General features: G+C 63.3%; 16 protein-coding genes and 2 pseudogenes. 14 read left to right on the top strand and 4 right to left on the bottom strand.

Features of this window, described 5'->3' with window-relative positions; genetic code table 11:
• Positions 1 to 65: 65 nt before the first annotated feature.
• The 12 genes and pseudogenes from H6927_16840 to H6927_16785 all read left to right on the top strand — a co-directional run bounded on the left by H6927_16840 (position 66) and on the right by H6927_16785 (position 12,512).
• Positions 66 to 140, top strand: a pseudogene (locus H6927_16840) (DNA-binding protein).
• Positions 141 to 256: 116 nt separating this feature from the next.
• Positions 257 to 1,783 (top strand): IS21 family transposase, encoded by a 1,527-nt coding sequence (locus tag H6927_16835; protein ID MCP5219752.1) that lies wholly within the window; start codon positions 257 to 259, stop codon positions 1,781 to 1,783.
• On the top strand, positions 1,752 to 2,591 hold the full coding sequence (locus tag H6927_16830; protein ID MCP5219751.1) for an ATP-binding protein: 840 nt from the start codon (positions 1,752 to 1,754) through the stop codon (positions 2,589 to 2,591). The genes H6927_16835 and H6927_16830 overlap by 32 nt, the downstream gene beginning before the upstream one ends.
• A gap of 415 nt (positions 2,592 to 3,006) precedes the next feature.
• Positions 3,007 to 4,683 (top strand): DEAD/DEAH box helicase, encoded by a 1,677-nt coding sequence (locus H6927_16825; protein MCP5219750.1) that lies wholly within the window; start codon positions 3,007 to 3,009, stop codon positions 4,681 to 4,683.
• A complete protein-coding gene (locus H6927_16820; GenBank protein MCP5219749.1) occupies positions 4,680 to 5,102 on the top strand; it encodes a hypothetical protein in 423 nt (140 codons plus the stop codon). The genes H6927_16825 and H6927_16820 overlap by 4 nt, the downstream gene beginning before the upstream one ends.
• Positions 5,102 to 5,857, top strand: a complete 756-nt coding sequence (locus H6927_16815; GenBank protein ID MCP5219748.1) for a hypothetical protein — start codon at positions 5,102 to 5,104, stop codon at positions 5,855 to 5,857. The genes H6927_16820 and H6927_16815 overlap by 1 nt, the downstream gene beginning before the upstream one ends.
• Positions 5,854 to 8,043: an AAA family ATPase gene (locus H6927_16810; GenBank protein MCP5219747.1), complete on the top strand. Its 2,190-nt coding sequence runs from the start codon at positions 5,854 to 5,856 to the stop codon at positions 8,041 to 8,043. Before H6927_16815 ends, H6927_16810 begins: the two co-directional genes overlap by 4 nt.
• Positions 8,044 to 8,357: 314 nt before the next feature.
• Positions 8,358 to 8,819 carry a hypothetical protein gene (locus H6927_16805; protein MCP5219746.1) on the top strand — a complete coding sequence of 154 codons (462 nt, stop codon included), beginning with the start codon at positions 8,358 to 8,360 and terminating at the stop codon, positions 8,817 to 8,819.
• Between the two features lies 1 nt (position 8,820).
• Complete coding sequence (locus H6927_16800; protein MCP5219745.1) at positions 8,821 to 9,033, top strand: hypothetical protein; 213 nt, start codon at positions 8,821 to 8,823, stop codon at positions 9,031 to 9,033.
• The gene (locus tag H6927_16795; protein MCP5219744.1) at positions 9,026 to 9,430 is read left to right on the top strand and encodes a helix-turn-helix domain-containing protein; all 405 of its coding nucleotides are present in this window, start codon (positions 9,026 to 9,028) and stop codon (positions 9,428 to 9,430) included. The genes H6927_16800 and H6927_16795 overlap by 8 nt, the downstream gene beginning before the upstream one ends.
• A 407-nt stretch (positions 9,431 to 9,837) precedes the next feature.
• A complete protein-coding gene (locus H6927_16790) occupies positions 9,838 to 11,253 on the top strand; it encodes a site-specific DNA-methyltransferase (GenBank protein ID MCP5219743.1) in 1,416 nt (471 codons plus the stop codon).
• Positions 11,250 to 12,512: a site-specific DNA-methyltransferase gene (locus H6927_16785; protein MCP5219742.1), complete on the top strand. Its 1,263-nt coding sequence runs from the start codon at positions 11,250 to 11,252 to the stop codon at positions 12,510 to 12,512. The genes H6927_16790 and H6927_16785 overlap by 4 nt, the downstream gene beginning before the upstream one ends.
• On the opposite strand, the gene H6927_16780 is transcribed toward H6927_16785, so the two are convergent.
• The 3 genes from H6927_16780 to H6927_16770 all read right to left on the bottom strand — a co-directional run bounded on the left by H6927_16780 (position 12,476) and on the right by H6927_16770 (position 13,805).
• Positions 12,476 to 12,841: a hypothetical protein gene (locus H6927_16780; protein ID MCP5219741.1), complete on the bottom strand. Its 366-nt coding sequence runs from the start codon at positions 12,839 to 12,841 to the stop codon at positions 12,476 to 12,478. The two genes, H6927_16785 and H6927_16780, sit on opposite strands and share 37 nt — an antisense overlap.
• A 99-nt stretch (positions 12,842 to 12,940) precedes the next feature.
• Entirely contained in the window at positions 12,941 to 13,504 is a 564-nt protein-coding gene (locus tag H6927_16775; protein ID MCP5219740.1) for a DUF3489 domain-containing protein, read from the bottom strand.
• Positions 13,505 to 13,598: 94 nt separating this feature from the next.
• Positions 13,599 to 13,805, bottom strand: a complete 207-nt coding sequence (locus H6927_16770; GenBank protein ID MCP5219739.1) for a hypothetical protein — start codon at positions 13,803 to 13,805, stop codon at positions 13,599 to 13,601.
• A 107-nt stretch (positions 13,806 to 13,912) separates the two neighbouring features.
• On the opposite strand from H6927_16770, the gene H6927_16765 reads away from it, so the two are divergent.
• Both H6927_16765 and H6927_16760 read left to right on the top strand, forming a co-directional pair.
• A complete protein-coding gene (locus H6927_16765) occupies positions 13,913 to 14,479 on the top strand; it encodes an elements of external origin (protein MCP5219738.1) in 567 nt (188 codons plus the stop codon).
• Positions 14,479 to 15,819, top strand: a pseudogene (locus H6927_16760) (phage terminase large subunit family protein). Before H6927_16765 ends, H6927_16760 begins: the two are co-directional and overlap by 1 nt.
• Before the next feature lie 151 nt (positions 15,820 to 15,970).
• Here the strand turns inward: H6927_16760 and H6927_16755 are convergent.
• The gene (locus H6927_16755; GenBank protein MCP5219737.1) at positions 15,971 to 17,059 is read right to left on the bottom strand and encodes an IS5-like element ISCte5 family transposase; all 1,089 of its coding nucleotides are present in this window, start codon (positions 17,057 to 17,059) and stop codon (positions 15,971 to 15,973) included.

Genomic DNA, 17,059 nt, shown 5'->3' with positions numbered 1-17,059 from the left:
GACGCCCGTACAGGCCGACTTCGAAACTGACCTCACGAATTCGCAACAACCAGAAGGAGTGCATCGTGAGTGTCAAACATCTGAATCAAGGCCAATTGGCCGAACGTTGGGGAGTCAGCGAAGCAACGCTTGAACGCTGGCTGTTGATTCATTTCCAAAGCTGGGCCATTTCGGGACGCATTCACGTTGAAATTTGAGCCACGTTGCCGCTCTATCCTGCTGAATTTTTCAGCACGGGGGAGCAGGAGTGATCAACGTGAGCACATTGAGCAAGTTACGCCGCCTCGTGCTGAGGCAGGACGTGTCGGTGCGCGAGGCCAGCCGGCGCCTGGGCATCTCGCGCAACACAGCCACCAAGTGGCTCAAAGACGGGCAGATGGCCGAACCCCGATACCCGCAGCGGGTGTCGGGCCCCAGCATCCTGGATCCGTACAAGGAGCAGTTGAGCCAATGGCTCAAGGCCGATAGCCATCGCAGCAAACGCGATCGACGCGGGATCAAGGCCATGTTTGAGGCGCTGCGCGCGCAGGGCTACAGCGGCAGCCGAGGGCCGGTCTACGCCTTTGCCCAGCGCTGGCAGCAAGAGCAAGGCAACGCTGCGCGTGGTGCGGGGTTCGTGCCGCTGAGCTTCGAGTTGGGCGAGGCGTTCCAGTTCGACTGGAGCTGCGAGTACCTGTTCATCGGCGGGCTGCGCCGCCGCCTGGAAGTGGCACACACCAAGCTGGCGGCCAGTCGCGCCTTCTGCCTGGTGGCGTACTACAGCCAAGCGCACGAGATGCTGTTCGATGCGCACGCACGGGCGTTCGCCCTCTTCGGTGGCGTGCCCCGGCGGGGCATCTACGACAACATGAAGACCGCTGTGGACAAGGTCGGCCATGGCAAACAGCGCAGCGTCAATGCACGCTTCGAGGCGATGACCGGGCACTACCTGTTCGAGCCGGAGTTCTGCAACCGGGCCGCCGGCTGGGAGAAGGGGGTCGTGGAGAAGAACGTTCAGGATCGGCGCAAGGACATCTGGCGTGAGGCCAGCGAGCGGCGCTGGGGGACGCTTGGTGAACTCAACGACTGGTTGCAGCAGGCCTGCGTGAAGGCCTGGGCTGAGATGAGTCACCCGGAATGGACTCAGCTCACGGTGGCCGATGTCTGGCAGGACGAACGTGCTCGTCTCATGCCCAACCCCCGTGCGTTTGATGGCTACGTGGAGCAGCCGGTACGGGTCTCTGCGACCGCACTGATCCACTTCCAGCGCAACCGCTACAGCGTGCCGTGTGAATGGATTCATGCGGTGGTCAGTCTGCGGGCCTACGCGGATGGCCTGCTGGTGGTCGGGCCCGATGGGCGACAGGTGCGCCTGGCGCGCAGCTTCGAACGTGATCAGACGCTCTACGACTGGATGCATTACATCGCGCTCATCGAGCGAAAGCCCGGCGCGCTGCGCAACGGCGCGCCCTTCAAGACCATGCCCGAGCCACTGCAGGAAATGCAGCGCCAGTTGCTGCGCCACAGCGGTGGCGACAGGGTGATGGCGCAGGTGCTCATGGGGGTGAGCCTGCATGGACTGGAGGCCGTGGTGGTGGCGGTAGAGCTGGCGCTGCAGTCCGGGCGGGTGAGTGCCGAGCACGTGCTCAACGTGCTCTCGCGTCTGAAGGAGCAGCGCGTGCCCGAGCCACCGGTGGCCACGATGCTCAAGCTCAACACGCCGCCACTGGCCAACCTGCAGCGCTACGACGCACTGCGCAACGTCCAGCCTCATGAGGCATCACCGGAGTCCGACCATGCATGACGTCATTGATGCCCTCAAAGCGCTGGGCCTGCACGGCATGGCCAGTGCCTGGCCGGAGGTACTGGGCACCGCCCGCATGAAGTCGCTGGATCATGAGGCCGTGCTGCACCAGCTCATCAAGGCCGAGACCGCTCAGCGTGAGGTGCGTTCCATGGCTTACCAGATGCGCGTGGCGCGCTTCCCTTCGCACCGTGACCTCGCCGGCTTTGACTTCGCCCACGCGCAGCTCGACGAAGCACTGGTGCGCCAGTTGCACACCCTTCGCTTCGTGGAGTCGGCGCACAACGTGGTGCTGGTTGGTGGCCCCGGCACGGGTAAAACCCACCTGGCCACGAGCCTGGGGATCGAGGCCATTCGCATGCATGGCAAGCGGGTGCGCTTCTTCTCAACGGTGGAGCTGGTCAACGCCCTGGAGCTGGAGAAGGCGCAGAACAAGGCCGGGCAAATGGCGCACCGCCTGATGTACGTCGATCTGGTGATCCTGGATGAACTGGGCTACCTGCCATTCACGCAGTCGGGCGGCGCGATGCTGTTCCACCTGCTCTCCAAACTCTATGAGCGAACGAGCGTGGTGATCACCACCAACCTCACCTTCTCGGAGTGGAGCAGCGTCTTTGGAGACGCCAAGATGACCACGGCCTTGCTTGACCGGCTCACGCACCATTGCCACATCGTCGAGACGGGCAACGAGAGCTGGCGATTCAAGCACTCCAGTGCCGCTGGCGCGGCTCCCCCAAAGCAACGCCCAAAGAGCCAGAAAGGAGATCGAAAAACAGCAGACCCGATAGACTTATCCACAACCGAATAGTCAAAGAATCCATCAACCCAGTGGCTCAATATTCAACGTGATCACTGGCTCAGTTGTGCTGATGAATCAACACGCACCTTCGTCAAGGCGATCCTCAACTCAGCGCGCGGCGTTCATCCTGGCGACAACAGTCCTGCCGCGCAGAACGCGCGCCGCATCAGCGGGTTTGCCGATCTCGATGGCATCGAGTTTCTCGGCAAGGTCGACTGGGACAAAGACCAGAACGGCCAAGACAAGAGCGTGATCAAGGCCGCGATCACGCCCGACCACAAGGACTACGCCGCCCTCATGGGTGGCGCGCAGGGAGCGGCGAAAGCGCCAGCACCCGCAAACGGGTCGAACGCGTATGCCCAGGCCACGGGCCGTGCCTCCGTGCCGGGTCGCCCGAGCTGGGCACAGTAAGGGGGACGCCGCCATGATGCTCCGCCCCCGCCAAGCCCTGCTGGTCGAGCGCTCTTTGGCGGCGCTCGCCCAACACGGCAACACCCTATCTGTTGGCCCCACCGGGTCGGGCAAGACCATCATGCTGTCGGCGGTGGCCGGCAGCTTGTTGGCCGAGCCAGATGCCAAGGCCTGCATCCTCGCTCATCGCGATGAACTGACCGGCCAGAACCTATCCAAGTTTGCACGGGTGAATCCGGGCGTCAGCACCTCCGTGTTCGATGCCAAGGACAAATCTTGGTCCGGGCGCGCCACGTTCGCGATGGTGCAAACGCTGTCGCGCGACAACCATCTCGCTGCCATCCCGATCCTCGATCTGCTGGTGATCGATGAAGCGCATCACGCAGCCTCGGCCTCGTACCGCCGCGTAATCGACCGGGTGCTGGACAAGAACTCGCGCGCCCAGATCTTCGGGGTGACGGCGACGCCTGCCCGCAGTGACGGCAAGGGACTGCGGGAGGTCTTCAGCAACGTCGCGGATCAAATCACCCTCGGCGAGCTGATCGCCTCCGGCCACCTCGTGCCGCCACGCACCTTTGTCATCGATGTCGGCGCCCAGGAGCAGTTGACGCGGGTCCGGCGCACGGCCACTGACTTCGACATGACGGAAGTCGAGGCGATTCTCAATAAGACTCCCATCACCGATGCCGTGATCCGTCATTGGCGTGAGAAGGCCGGCGACCGCAAAACGATCGTGTTCTGCTCGACCGTCGCCCATGCCGAATGTGTGCGCCACGCCTTTCAGGATGCCGGTGTATCCGCCGTGATCGTGCACGGCGAGCTCTCAGAATCTGAGCGAAAGACACGCCTGGCCGAGTACGAATCTGGTACCGCGCAGGTCGTGGTCAATGTGGCTGTGCTCACGGAGGGCTACGACTTCACGCCTACCTCCTGCGTGGTTCTGCTGCGACCCAGCTCGCACAAGTCGACTCTGACCCAGATGATCGGGCGTGGCCTGCGCACCATCGACCCATCGGAGCATCCGGGCGTCATCAAGACCGATTGCGTGGTCCTGGACTTCGGCACCGCGACCTTGATGCACGGATCTCTGGAACAGGACGTCAATCTCGACGGACACCAGCATCACGGCGAAGCGCCCACCAAGGACTGCCCGTCCTGTGAAGCCACCGTCCCGCTCGGCTGCCGCGAATGCCCGCTGTGCGGCTTCGTCTGGGACAACGAGAACACCGAAGAAGGAGATGCGCTGGCCGATTTCGTGATGACCGAGATCGATCTGCTCAAGCGCTCCAACTTCCGCTGGTGTGACCTGTTCGGCTGCGACGACGCACTGATGGCGACTGGCTTCAACGCCTGGGGTGGCGTGTTCTTCCTGAATGGGCGCTGGCACGCCGTGGGCGGAGGTAAGGATCTGCAGCCACGCTTGTTGGCTGTCGGCGACCGCACGGTTTGCATGGCCAAAGCCGATGACTGGCTGAACGACCGCGAGTCGGCTGACTCCGCGCACAAGACCCGTCGTTGGCTGAACGAGCCGCCGACCGCGAAGCAACTCCAGTATCTGCCGCAGGCGCTGCGCGCCGACTTTGGCATGACGCGCTATCAGGCCTCGGCGCTGCTGTCCTTCCAGTTCAACAAGTCGTCGATTCAGCGCCTCGTGGTGGCTGCCAACGATGCCCACCGGGAGGCCGCGTGAAATGTGCAGTCTGCTCACGAAAGGCCAAGGGCTTCGGATACTTCAATCCACGCCTGCCGCGCAGCGATCCACGACGTTACTCGGACCGCTGGGTGTTCTGCTCCATGCGCTGCCAGAACGCATTTTCGCGACTCATGGAAAAGACGGGAGGTCACATGATCGATCCCAGTGATATGGAGCTCGCCGCCATGACGTCCTGCTTGGCGCCGCTTGGCGAGTATGTCGGCTCCATCGGTATGCAGCGACCGCTGGCGGACTACAGCAAAGACGAAGTGCTGATGCTGATCGACGTGGTGGTGACTGCCTACCAGGAACACATGCTCGTCGAGCACGAGCGGATGGCAGAAAAGGATCGCGCGTTTCTTGAGGAGCGGCTCGCCCGGCAAGGCAAGCCGGCTTCGACGGGAGTGCCGTTCTGATGCTGGATTTCAATCACCGTCCCAAGATCCATGAGCTGATAGGCGTGCTCATCGACGCTGCACTAAGCGCCGACCGTGACAACCAATCCCGTCGCAACTACCTCGGTGCGTCGCGATTGGGCGTCGCCTGCGAGCGCGCGCTGCAATACGAGTATCTCCAAACCCCTGCCGATGCTGGAAGGGAAATCCCGGGTCGCGTGTTGCGCATCTTCGAGGTGGGACACGCTCTCGAAGAGCTGGCCATTCGTTGGCTGCGCATGGCCGGATTCGATCTGTACACCCAAAAGGCCAGCGGCGGTCAGTTCGGCTTTTCCGTTGCAGGCGGCCGTATTCAAGGGCACGTCGATGGCGTCCTGAACGGCGGCCCCGCAGAGCTAGGAATGAGCTATCCGGCCCTGTGGGAGTGCAAGACCATGAACGACAAGTCCTGGCGGGATACGGTCAAGCACGGCGTCAGCAAATCCAAACCGGTCTATGCCGCGCAGATGGCCATCTATCAGGCCTACATGGAAGCCAGCATCCCGGGCATTTCCGCGAACCCGGCGTTGTTTACCGCGATCAACAAGGACTCCGAGGAGATCTGGTTCGAGCTGGTGCCGTTCGATGGCGGCCTGGCGCAGCGGATGTCCGATCGCGCGGTTCGTGTCATCACGGCGACCGACAGCCAGGAACTGTTGCCGCGCCATGCGACTACACCGACGCATGTCGAGTGCAAGTTCTGCCCCTGGCAGGACCGCTGTTGGAGTTCGACATGATTGCCGACAACATCATCTGGCTCGACTTCAATGATGCCCCCGAGCAGCGCGACGAGCTGGCATCCGATACCGATGCGCTGCGTGCGGGGCTACTGGACCGGCTCGAAGCTGTTCTCCACTACCTGTTTCCGCAGGGGCGCATCCGAGGTGGCAAGTTCTACGTTGGCGATGTCGATGGCAACCCTGGCAAGAGTCTGGTGGTTGAGCTGGACGGACCACGGCGCGGCCTCTGGAAGGACTTCTCCACCGACGAGGGCGGCGATGTCATCGATCTGTGGGCGCGGTCGCAGGGTCGCTCCGCACGCAGCGACTTCCCGCGCATCGCTGGCGAGATCCGGCAGTGGCTCGGTCTTGCTCCACCGAACATCACGCCGATGCGCCGCGATGTTCGCAGCGTGCCGATGGACGACCTCGGCGCTTACACCGCCAAGTGGGACTATCTGTCACCCGAGGGCGAACTGATCGCCTGCGTCTACCGCTACGACCCACCGACGGGCAAGGAATATCGCCCCTGGGATGTTCGTGCCCGCATGTGGCGCGCGCCCGACCCCAGGCCGCTCTACAACCTCCCGGTCATCTCGAAGGCGCGAGAGGTCGTCGTGGTCGAAGGCGAGAAGTGTGCGGCTGCATTGATCGCCTGCGACATTGCGGCCACCACCGCGATGAACGGCGCCAAGGCTCCTGTCGACAAAACCGACTGGCGTCCGTTGGCGGGGAAATCCGTGGTCATCTGGCCGGACCGGGATGCACCCGGCTGGGACTACGCCGAGAGCGCAGCGCGTGCATGCGTGGCTGCGGGTAGCACATCAGTGGCCATCCTGGTGCCGCCCACCGACAAGCCACCCAAGTGGGACGCCGCAGACGCTGTCGACGAAGGGTTCGACTGCGCGGCATTCATCGCCCAGGGCGAACGTCGCGTGGTCAAGGCGGCGGCTGCCTCTCTGCCCACCTTCACGCTCGGTGAACTGCTCGACGACAACTCGCCGCTGCCACCCGATCTGATCTCGCCGCGCGTGCTGACGCCCGCAGGCATGTTGGTGTTCGGCGGTGCGCCCAAGGTCGGCAAGAGTGACTTCCTGTTGTCGTGGCTGGCTCACATGGCGGCTGGCGCTGCGTTTCTGGGCATGCATCCACCCCGTCCGCTGCGGGTGTTCTACCTGCAGGCCGAGGTCCAGTACCACTACCTGCGCGAGCGCGTGAAGGATGTCCGCCTGCCGTCCCATCGGCTTCTGGACGCCCGCGCCAACTTCGTGGCCACGCCGCAGTTGCGGCTGGTGCTCGATGACGCCGGTCTGGCACAGGTGATCCCAGCGATCGCGAAGGCTTTTGGCGGCGAGCCTCCTGACATCATCGCCATCGATCCGATCCGCAACGTGTTCGACGGCGGCGATGCCGGTGGAGAGAACGACAACGGCGCCATGCTGTTTTTTCTCTCGCAGCGGGTGGAGCGGATTCGCCAGGCGGTCAATCCCGACGCCGGGGTGATCCTCGCTCACCACACCAAGAAGCTAGGCAAGAAGCAGTTTGAGGAGGACCCGTTCCAGGCACTAGCCGGCGCAGGAAGCCTGCGCGGTTACTACTCGACCGGCATGCTGCTGTTCCGACCCGATGAAACGCGCACCACTCGCCAGCTCATCTTCGAGCTGCGCAATGGCGCGGGTATCCCGCAACGGCACGTCGACAAGATCAACGGTGAGTGGCGGGAAGTCGACGCCAACGAGCGGCTGGTGATGAAGGACTACGGCGAGCGACTGGATGCCGAGCGCCGCCGCAAACGCGACGCGATCCTTCAGATCCTGTTCGAGGAGGCCGGCAGCGGGCGCTGCTACACCGCAAACCAGTTCGCCGAGTCCTTCGAGGGCATGGCCGGTCTGGGCGGCGAGCGCACCATCCGCGAACGCATCTCTGCGCTGTCGACGCAGGGCTACATCAAGTATTTCCGCAACGCGGCTGACTACGGTCTGCCCTCCAGCGGCCGCACCAAGTTCGGCTATCTCTGCGTCGAAGGCATGGTGCTGCGCATGCCAGCGGGCGATGTCGACACGGCCACCGGCGAGCTGCCGATGCGCGAGCACACGGTGCTCCCCACCCACTACAAGTGCCCGCATTCCGGCGCCTCGATGCCCGTCGAGAACCCAGATGTGTGGGTCTATCACGACGAACTGAACGACCCGGAGGCCCCATGAATATTGCCCAATCGGCAGTTGGCAGCGCCGTTGCCAACTTCACTCATTTCCTTGCCAACTACCCGCAGTTGGCAAACCCCTGCCAACTGGAGGTCCAGTCAGATCAAGGCATTGCAGGAAATGACCCGCAGTTGGCAGTTGGCATCGCTGCCAACTTGCCAACTGGCGCAAACCCGCGCCGTTGCTGGACTTTCTCCCTTTCTCCAGTTGGCGAAAACTCCCCCTCCTACTACGTAGGAGAGGGACCAGGGGGTCCCTCTGCCCTACGTCGGGGACTTGCCGGCCACCCGGGCTCAGATCATCGGCGGCGATCCGTGCCATCGATCCTGGCACTGGACCTTGGCACCCAAACCGGCTGGGCAGTACGCGATCGCGACGGCGCCGTGACCAGCGGAACGGAATCCTTCAAGCCGCAGCGCTTTGAGGGTGGCGGCATGCGCTACCTGCGCTTCAAGCGCTGGCTCACCGAGATCAAGCAGTCCTGCGATGGCATCGAAGCGGTGTACTTCGAGGAAGTCCGCCGCCACGCCGGCGTCGATGCGGCACACGCCTACGGCGGGTTCATGGCCCACCTCACCGCATGGTGCGAGCACCACCAGATCCCGTACCAGGGCGTTCCGGTGGGCACGATCAAGAAGCACGCCACCGGCAAAGGCAATGCGAGCAAGGACCAGATGATCGGCGCCGTTCGTCTGCGTGGCCACGCGCCTGCCGACGACAACGAAGCCGACGCCATTGCCCTCCTGCACTGGGCGATCGAGACGCAGGAGGTGTGACATGAAGGTTCCGACTCCCGCATACCGCTGTGCCCTGGCTCGACTGCAACCCGATCCGCGACCCGATCCGGAGCAGATCAAGCGCGAGGGCTGGCGCGACCAACAGATCCTGGTGATATCGCCCGACGACACGCGGCTCGACTGGGTCGAACGTGAACTGCTTCGCCGTATCGGCGATCGGCTGTACGGGCCGAAGGAGCGTCGACATGGCTGAGTGGACGATCGAGACTGTGGCGGACCGATTCATCGAGGCCGCACGAACCGCCCACCGCCTTCCTCCGGTTCGTGTGCAGGGCTACTTCAACTGCTGGCCGGCGATCAAACGCATGCCATGGGAAAACCTGGGAGCTGAGCCACGGGTCTACCGCTTTCCTCCCGACCCTGCTGCCATCGACCGGATGCTGGAGACCATGCGGTGGGTTCAGTGGCTGGAAGAAGAACAGCGACACCTCGTCTGGATGCGAGCACAACGATATCCGTGGAAGGACATCTGCTGCCGCTTTGCCTGTGACCGGACAACCGCATGGCGTCGCTGGCAGACGGCACTGGAATTGGTCGCCGTGCACCTGCGGATGGAAAAGAAAACTGGGGCAGCCGGCAATTGCCGCTGACGTTGGGTGTAGTTGCGAACAGTCGCGAAGTCGTTGGGAATCCTGCGTGTCGATGCGGGTTTCGGTCGCTTTTTGGCGTGCAACATCCTGAGGTTTTTTCGCTAGTATTACGGCTAATCTTGCGAGCATTGAGTGCGTAAAGGCCACGGAGCGATCTGTGGCCTTCTTCGTTTCTGGCTCGCGATGGCCACGACCCGTTGCGACGGGTCCTTCCCGGCCAGAAAGCAATGCGGGGGGCGCGAGCGCGACGCTTCTCTAGCGTCAGGCTGCAAAATCAGGTTACCACCAGGGCAGGTTACCGGCCCCGGTTACCACCCAGCCAGGCGGTTACCACCGCACCAGATTTTTCATTCACCCGACCCGCCCAGCGGCAACGCTCGGCGGGTTTTGTTTTTGGGGCTTCCATTTTGAACACGCTCAACGTCGAGTACCGCAAGGTCGAGGCGCTGATTCCCTACGCCCGCAATCCGCGCACGCACGCCGAGAGCCAGATTTCCAAGATCGCGGCCAGCATCATCGAGTACGGCTGGACGAACCCGATCCTGGTCGATGGCGACAACGGCATCATCGCCGGGCACGGGCGTTTGGCCGCTGCGCGCAAGCTCGGCCTGGATCAGGTGCCGGTGATCGAACTGGCCCACCTGACCGTCGCGCAAAAGCGAGCACTGGTGATTGCCGACAACCGGCTGGCACTGGATGCAGACTGGGACGAAGAGATGCTGGCCTTGGAGCTGGCCGAGCTTGCCGACGCGGGATACGACCTCGCTCTGACCGGCTTCGAAAAATCCGAGATCGAGGCACTGCTCACCAGTGCGGTAGCCGTCGCTGATGATGAATCAGAGTCCGAACCCGACGAGCCTAACGCTGCCGACGACGTGCCGGAAGCACCCGTCGTAGCGGTGTCCCGGCCCGGCGATGTCTGGGCGATTGGCCCGCATCGCCTGATCTGTGGTGACGCCACCGACCGGGACGTGGTTGCTGCGCTGATGCAGGGTGACCTCTCTCGCCTGTGTTTCACCTCGCCGCCCTACGGCAACCAGCGCGACTACACCTCGGGTGGCATCTCCGATTGGGATGGTCTGATGCGTGGCGTGTTCGCGCACCTTCCGATGGCAGGCGACGGTCAGGTGCTGGTCAATCTTGGCCTGATCCACCGCGACAACGAGGTGATCCCGTATTGGGACGGTTGGCTATCTTGGATGCGCCAGCAGGGCTGGCGGCGCTTTGCCTGGTACGTCTGGGATCAGGGGCCTGGGATGCCCGGCGACTGGGCGGGCCGTTTCGCGCCGAGCTTTGAGTTCGTATTCCACTTCAACCGGGAGAGCCGCAAGCCCCACAAGATCGTGCCGTGCAAGCACGCGGGCCAGGAATCCCACCTGCGCGCCGATGGTTCGTCCACCGCGATGCGCGGCAAGGACGGCGAAGTGGGTGGCTGGACACACAAGGGCCTGCCGACGCAGGACACCCGCATCCCCGACTCGGTGATCCGCGTGATGCGCCACAAGGGCAAGATCGGGCAGGACATTGACCACCCGGCCGTGTTTCCGGTGGCGCTGCCGGAGTTCGGCATCGAGGCCTACACCGACGCGGGCGACATCGTGTTCGAACCCTTCGGCGGCAGCGGCACAACGATGCTGGCAGCCGAGCGCACCGGTCGGATCTGCCGCAGCGTGGAAATCGCCCCGCAGTACGTGGACGTCGCCATCAAACGCTTCCAGCAGAATCATCCCGGGGTGCCGATCACCCTGATCGCCACCGGCCAGTCCTTCGAGCAAGTAGTCGCCGAGCGCGCCGCCACCGTTAATGCCGAGGTGCTGACATGAGCTGGCTGGCCGACAAGATCGAGCAATGGCCGACTGGCAAGCTGCTGCCCTACGCCCGCAACGCGCGCACCCATTCCGATGATCAGGTGGCGCAGATCGCTGCCAGCATCGCGGAGTTTGGATTTACCAATCCGATCCTGGCGGGCAGCGACGGCATCATCGTCGCTGGCCACGGTCGCCTGGCCGCCGCCCAGAAGCTGGGTCTGGAACGGGTACCGGTGGTCGTCCTCGACCATTTGACGCCAACCCAACGCCGAGCTCTGGTGATCGCGGACAACCGCATCGCCGAGAACGCGGGCTGGGACGATGCGATGCTGCGGATCGAACTCGAAGCCTTGCAGCTCGAAGGCTTCGACCTGGACATCACCGGCTTCGACGCCGATGCGCTGGCCGAACTGATCGCGGGCGACGAGCCGGACAACGAAGGCCAGACCGATGAGGATGCGGTGCCCGAGGTCAGCGAGATGCCCATCTCGCGTCCGGGCGATGTCTGGATCATGGGTCAGCACCGACTGCTGTGCGGCGACTCGACCGTGGCCGAGAGCTACGACCACCTGATGCAGGGCACGGTGGCGGACATGGTCTTCACCGACCCGCCGTACAACGTGAACTACGCCAACAGCGCCAAGGACAAGATGCGCGGCAAGGATCGCGCGATCCTCAACGACAACCTGGGTGACGGCTTCTACGATTTCCTGCTGGCGGCACTGACGCCCACCGTGGCGCATTGCCGGGGCGGGATCTACGTGGCAATGTCCTCCAGCGAACTGGATGTGCTGCAGGCCGCCTTCCGCTCCGCCGGAGGCAAATGGTCGACCTTCATCATCTGGGCCAAGAACACCTTCACCCTGGGGCGCGCCGACTACCAGCGCCAGTACGAGCCGATCCTCTACGGGTGGCCCGAAGGCGCACAGCGCCACTGGTGTGGTGACCGCGACCAGGGCGACGTGTGGAACATCAAGAAGCCCCAGAAGAACGACCTGCACCCGACGATGAAGCCGGTGGAGTTGGTCGAGCGCGCGATTCGCAATTCGAGCCGCCCTGGCAACGTGGTTCTCGACCCGTTCGGTGGCTCTGGAACGACGCTGATCGCCGCCGAGAAGGCAGGCCGCATTGCGCGGCTGATCGAACTCGACCCCAAGTACGTCGACGTGATCGTGCGCCGGTGGGAGGAGTTCACCGGCAAGCAGGCCACCCGCGAGGCGGATGGCGCGGCGCTTGATCAGGCGGCCAGCGATTCTTCGACGATCTCGCAGTGAATCACAAAGCCCGTCAGGTAAGGCAGGCCGCGCGGGATGCCGTACTGCTTGCTGGTCTGGCGGCCAATCGTCCAGCCCATCCAACGCTGGGTGGCGGCGTTGATCGCGTCCGCCAGGGCCTTGCCCTCGTAAAGCCCGTTCTGGACGTCGTCGGCAAAGTGGCGTCCGTGGCGGCTGTCGAGGAAGATTCTCACCGATTCGAGGGGCCGGCTGGTGGCATCCGAGATGGCGACCATCGCCAGGGGCCATGCTGCGCTGGCGTGCTCGTTCATCGTGCCCCAAAAGCCCCAGTTGTCGTTCTGGGTGGAGGGGATCTGGTTGGTGGTCATGGTGGCTGCTCTTTCGGGTTGATCGTTGCGACACCCTTAGTAACGCGCTGTTCGATTGAGAAGCCAAGCGCTGCTTGGCCTCTCTCTCGATCTTTCTAATCAGGCAATCCGGTAGATCCGCTCACCGCCCGAAGCCTTGTCCGAGACGATAGTCAGGCCGAGCTTCTTCTTGAAGGCACCGGCGAAGGTGCCGCGCACTGTGTGCGCCTGCCAACCGGTGGCGGCGCAGATCTGGCCGATGGTTGCGCCCTCGGGGCGTTGCAGCATCCGGATCACTTCGGCTTGCTTGCTGTTGTCGCGGGTGCGCGGCTTGACCCACGTTGCTTCGGCGGCGGTTACGGCGGCTTCCAGTTCGGGATCGCTCATGGCGGCTCGCGCGCCTTCTGCGTTGGCGATGATCTGGTCGAGATTGGCTTCGAATTGACCGATGCCATTCTTGTTCACCCCCGGGCGTGGCATGCCCAGGGCGTCGTAGCCCTCGGCGGCGACGCACCAGCCCTCGCCATCGGGCGTGATCAGGGCACGGTTGAACATCCCGTCGAGCACTTTCTTGCGCGCGCCGCCTTTGATGTTGTCGGGGAACCAGTCGATCTTGCCTGCGCTGGTGTTGATGGCCTTGGCCAGGATGGCATGCTGGGCTGGGGTCAGGCTGGTGGTGGTCATTTGCTGCTCCTTCGGGGTGGTGGATGACGATGTGATGAACGCGCTGTCCGGGACTGAAGCCAAGCGCTTATCGCGGGGCTTCGCAGCTTTCCGATCAGTCCTTGGCGATTTCCGCTTCAGAGGCCTTCGGGCTCGCTGCGCCAAGTTCGACGCCCGCCTTGAAGGTCGCTTCCAGCGCATCCTTGAGGCACCACACCGCCGTGTCGTGGAAGTCGAGGCTGTCCGAGTTGCGGGTTTGCAGGGTTTCGATGCCGAGATGCTTCTGGGCGATCAGGGTCAGGATGGTGTCGATCTGGCTCATGGCGTGTTCCTTTCGGGGGGTGGTTGGCGTGACGTGATGAACGCGCTGTTCCCGATGGAAGCCAAGCTCAATCTGCGGACATGACGAAAAAATGAGTGAAGGTGACGATGGGACTCTCGATTCGCGCCTACGCGCGCCACCGTGGCGTGTCGCACGTGGCCGTGAAAAAGGCCATCGACACCGGGCGGATCACACCGCTGCCTGACGGCACGATTGATCCGGACACGGCGGACGCGCAGTGGGCGCAAAACACCCTGCAGCAACGCAAAGTCGCAGCACCAGAACCGGCACAAACATCTAAGGTGCAGGTCGAGCCTGCAGCCTCTAAACAGCCCGCGCAACGCGAAACCCCAGATGCAGGCGTCCCACCCTTGTCGACTGGTGGTACCTCACTGTTGCATGCGCGCACAGTCAACGAAGTACTGAAGGCCAAACTCAAGCAGGTCGAGCTAGCCGAGAAAAAGGAAGAACTGGTCGACCGGGCCAAGGCAGTGGCGCACGTATTCCATCTCGCACGCGTGGAGCGTGATGCTTGGTTGAACTGGCCCGCCCGTGTGTCTGGGCAGATGGCATCCCAGCTTGGGATTGATCCTCATCAGATGCATGTGGCCCTGGACGCCGTCGTCCGCGAGCACCTGATCGAACTGGGCGAACTGCGACCGCGCGTGGACTGATGATGAACGATTACGAGGGTGCTGCCGAGATCGAGCGCGCATGGCGCGAAGGGCTGACGCCGGACCCACTGCTCACTGTGTCCGAATGGTCGGATCGCCACCGGATGCTCTCCAGTAAGGCATCTGCCGAACCGGGACGCTGGCGCACCAACCGTACGCCCTACCTGAAGGCCATCATGGATTGCCTGTCGCCGACCTCGCCGGTCGAACGTGTGGTGTTCATGAAGGCGGCCCAACTCGGCGCGACCGAGATGGGATCGAACTGGATCGGCTACGTCATCCACCACGCGCCGGGGCCAATGATGGCCGTCTGGCCGACAGTGGAAATGGCCAAGCGCAACTCCAAGCAGCGGATCGACCCACTGATTGAGGAGTCGGGTGTTCTGGCCGATTTGATTGCACCGGCCAGGAGCCGGGACTCGGGCAACACTATTCTTTCGAAGGAATTCCGGGGCGGCGTCCTGGTGATGACGGGCGCCAACAGCGCGGTCGGACTGCGGTCGATGCCAGTGCGCTACCTGTTCCTCGACGAGGTGGATGGCTATCCGCTGGACGTTGAGGGTGAAGGCGACGCGATTTCACTTGCCGAGGCGCGTACCAGAACCTTCTCGCGCCGTAAGATTTTCATCGTTTCGACACCAACAATCTCGGGTGCGAGCGCCATCGAACGGGAATATGAAACATCCGACCAGCGTCGCTACTTTTTGCCGTGCCCGCATTGCTCGCACCGCCAATGGCTGCGCTTCGAGCAACTGCGCTGGGAGAAGGGACAACCGGACAGCGCCGCCTATGTTTGCGAATCCTGCGATGCGCCGATTTCCGAGCACCACAAGACCTGGATGCTGGAACACGGCGAGTGGCGCGCATTGGCACCAGAGAATGGCGCCAAGACGGCTGGCTTTCACTTGTCGTCACTCTACAGCCCGGTCGGCTGGCGCAGTTGGCGCGAGATCGCCGTCGCCTGGGAACTGGCTGTGAGCAAGGAGTCGGGTTCTGCGGCGGCCATCAAGACGTTCAAGAACACCGAACTGGGTGAGACCTGGGTCGAGGAAGGCGAAGCACCGGATTGGCAACGCCTCGTCGAGCGGCGCGAGGACTACCCGGTCGGATCGATTCCTCCCGGTGGACTCCTGCTCGTGGGCGGCGCGGATGTCCAGAAGGACCGCATCGAAGCCTCAATCTGGGCCTTCGGGCGCGGCAAGGAATCATGGCTGGTCGAGCATCGCGTCTTGATGGGCGACACCGCGCGGGATGCGGTTTGGAAACAACTGGCGGATCTGCTCGCGGAAAACTGGACGCACGCGTCCGGCGCGGCGATGCCGCTGGCACGGTTCGCCTTAGCAGGCCGTTGAAAAAATGCTCATCGAACGCGCCAGGGTCGTGGATTTCGAAGAAACGGATCGCGCAAACTGGCCTGCGCAGCGATTGGAGCGGCCATTTCGGCCTGTTTGCAGGCCGTTTTGCCCGTTCCGGGCGCACGTATCCCATGGTTCACGCATGATGCGCGTCCCACCAACCGCCCAGACTGCCCATGCGCACCAGGTTGTAGGTGGCAAAGCACAGCAGCGCCTGGCCCGCGAGCTTGGCCTGACCGATCAATTTGGTCTTGGCCAGACCGCCCACTGTCTTGATCCAGCCAAAGGCCTCCTCGATTCGCTTGCGCACTTTGAGGCTGGTTTTGTAGCCCTCGTGGCGCTTGATGCGCCCATCGACTGCAGAGTGCTTGTCCTTGGCCGCCACGTGCGGCGTGACCAAGAGCCGGCGACAGCCCTTGATGAAGGCCTTGCTGTCGTAGCCCTTGTCGGCGCCGACCGTGGCCCGCTTGTTCCTGTTGCCCCGGCGTTTGAGCATCGCCAGCGCCGCCTCGCGCTCGGCGGTGCCACTGGCATGTGTGATCTCCACATCCACGATCAGACCGTTGCGGTTCTCCATGAGGATGTGCCCCATGTGGCACAGGCGGGACTTGTCGCCCGCGCTCTTCTTGAACAGCCGGGCATCGGCATCGGTGGTGCTGGCATGGGTGCCGTTGCAGCGCTCCTGCCCTTTGAAGTTCACCTCGGGGTTGCGTCCGGGTGGCGTGCCGCTGTCGTCGTCTTTGCGTTTGAAACTCTTGTGCGAGGCCCAGGCCTCAATCAGCGTGCCGTCCACGCTGAAGTGTTCGTCGCTGGCAAGCCGGCCCCACTGGGCGCTGAGCTTGACGCGCTCGAAGAAGGCGCGCGCCAGGTCTTCGTTGAAGAGGCGTTCGCGGTTGGCGCTGAAGGTGGAGTGGTCCCAAACTTTGTCCTCGATGTTCAGGCCGACGAACCAGCGGTACAGCAGGTTGTAGTTGACCGCCTCGACCAGCTGGCGTTCGCTGCGGATGGAGAACAGGATTTGCAGCAGCAAGGCCTTGAGCAGCATCTCCGGCGGCACCGACGGTCGGCCACGGCGGGCGTACACCGCTTCGAACTCGCTGTTCATGCTCGCCAGCAGCGCATCCACCACGGCGCGCAACTTGCGCAGCGGGTGTGCCGCTGGCACTCTTTCTTCAAGGCTGATGTAGCTGAACATCGCCCCCTGGAAGTCTTGGTTGCCTCTCAT

This window comes from Burkholderiaceae bacterium (genome assembly GCA_024235995.1).
Taxonomy (GTDB): domain Bacteria; phylum Pseudomonadota; class Gammaproteobacteria; order Burkholderiales; family Burkholderiaceae_C; genus Ottowia.
This window is presented reverse-complemented; position numbering and strand designations above follow the sequence as displayed.

Excerpts from the sequence above, each read along its gene's own strand:
- H6927_16830 (MCP5219751.1), top strand. The coding sequence starts at position 1,752 with ATGAGGCATCACCGGAGTCCGACCATGCATGACGTCATTGATGCCCTC.
- H6927_16825 (MCP5219750.1), top strand. The coding sequence starts at position 3,007 with ATGATGCTCCGCCCCCGCCAAGCCCTGCTGGTCGAGCGCTCTTTGGCG.
- H6927_16815 (MCP5219748.1), top strand. The coding sequence starts at position 5,102 with ATGCTGGATTTCAATCACCGTCCCAAGATCCATGAGCTGATAGGCGTG.
- H6927_16810 (MCP5219747.1), top strand. The coding sequence starts at position 5,854 with ATGATTGCCGACAACATCATCTGGCTCGACTTCAATGATGCCCCCGAG.
- H6927_16800 (MCP5219745.1), top strand. The coding sequence starts at position 8,821 with ATGAAGGTTCCGACTCCCGCATACCGCTGTGCCCTGGCTCGACTGCAA.
- H6927_16795 (MCP5219744.1), top strand. The coding sequence starts at position 9,026 with ATGGCTGAGTGGACGATCGAGACTGTGGCGGACCGATTCATCGAGGCC.
- H6927_16785 (MCP5219742.1), top strand. The coding sequence starts at position 11,250 with ATGAGCTGGCTGGCCGACAAGATCGAGCAATGGCCGACTGGCAAGCTG.
- H6927_16780 (MCP5219741.1), bottom strand. The coding sequence starts at position 12,841 with ATGACCACCAACCAGATCCCCTCCACCCAGAACGACAACTGGGGCTTT.
- H6927_16775 (MCP5219740.1), bottom strand. The coding sequence starts at position 13,504 with ATGACCACCACCAGCCTGACCCCAGCCCAGCATGCCATCCTGGCCAAG.
- H6927_16770 (MCP5219739.1), bottom strand. The coding sequence starts at position 13,805 with ATGAGCCAGATCGACACCATCCTGACCCTGATCGCCCAGAAGCATCTC.
- H6927_16765 (MCP5219738.1), top strand. The coding sequence starts at position 13,913 with ATGGGACTCTCGATTCGCGCCTACGCGCGCCACCGTGGCGTGTCGCAC.
- H6927_16755 (MCP5219737.1), bottom strand. The coding sequence starts at position 17,059 with ATGAGAGGCAACCAAGACTTCCAGGGGGCGATGTTCAGCTACATCAGC.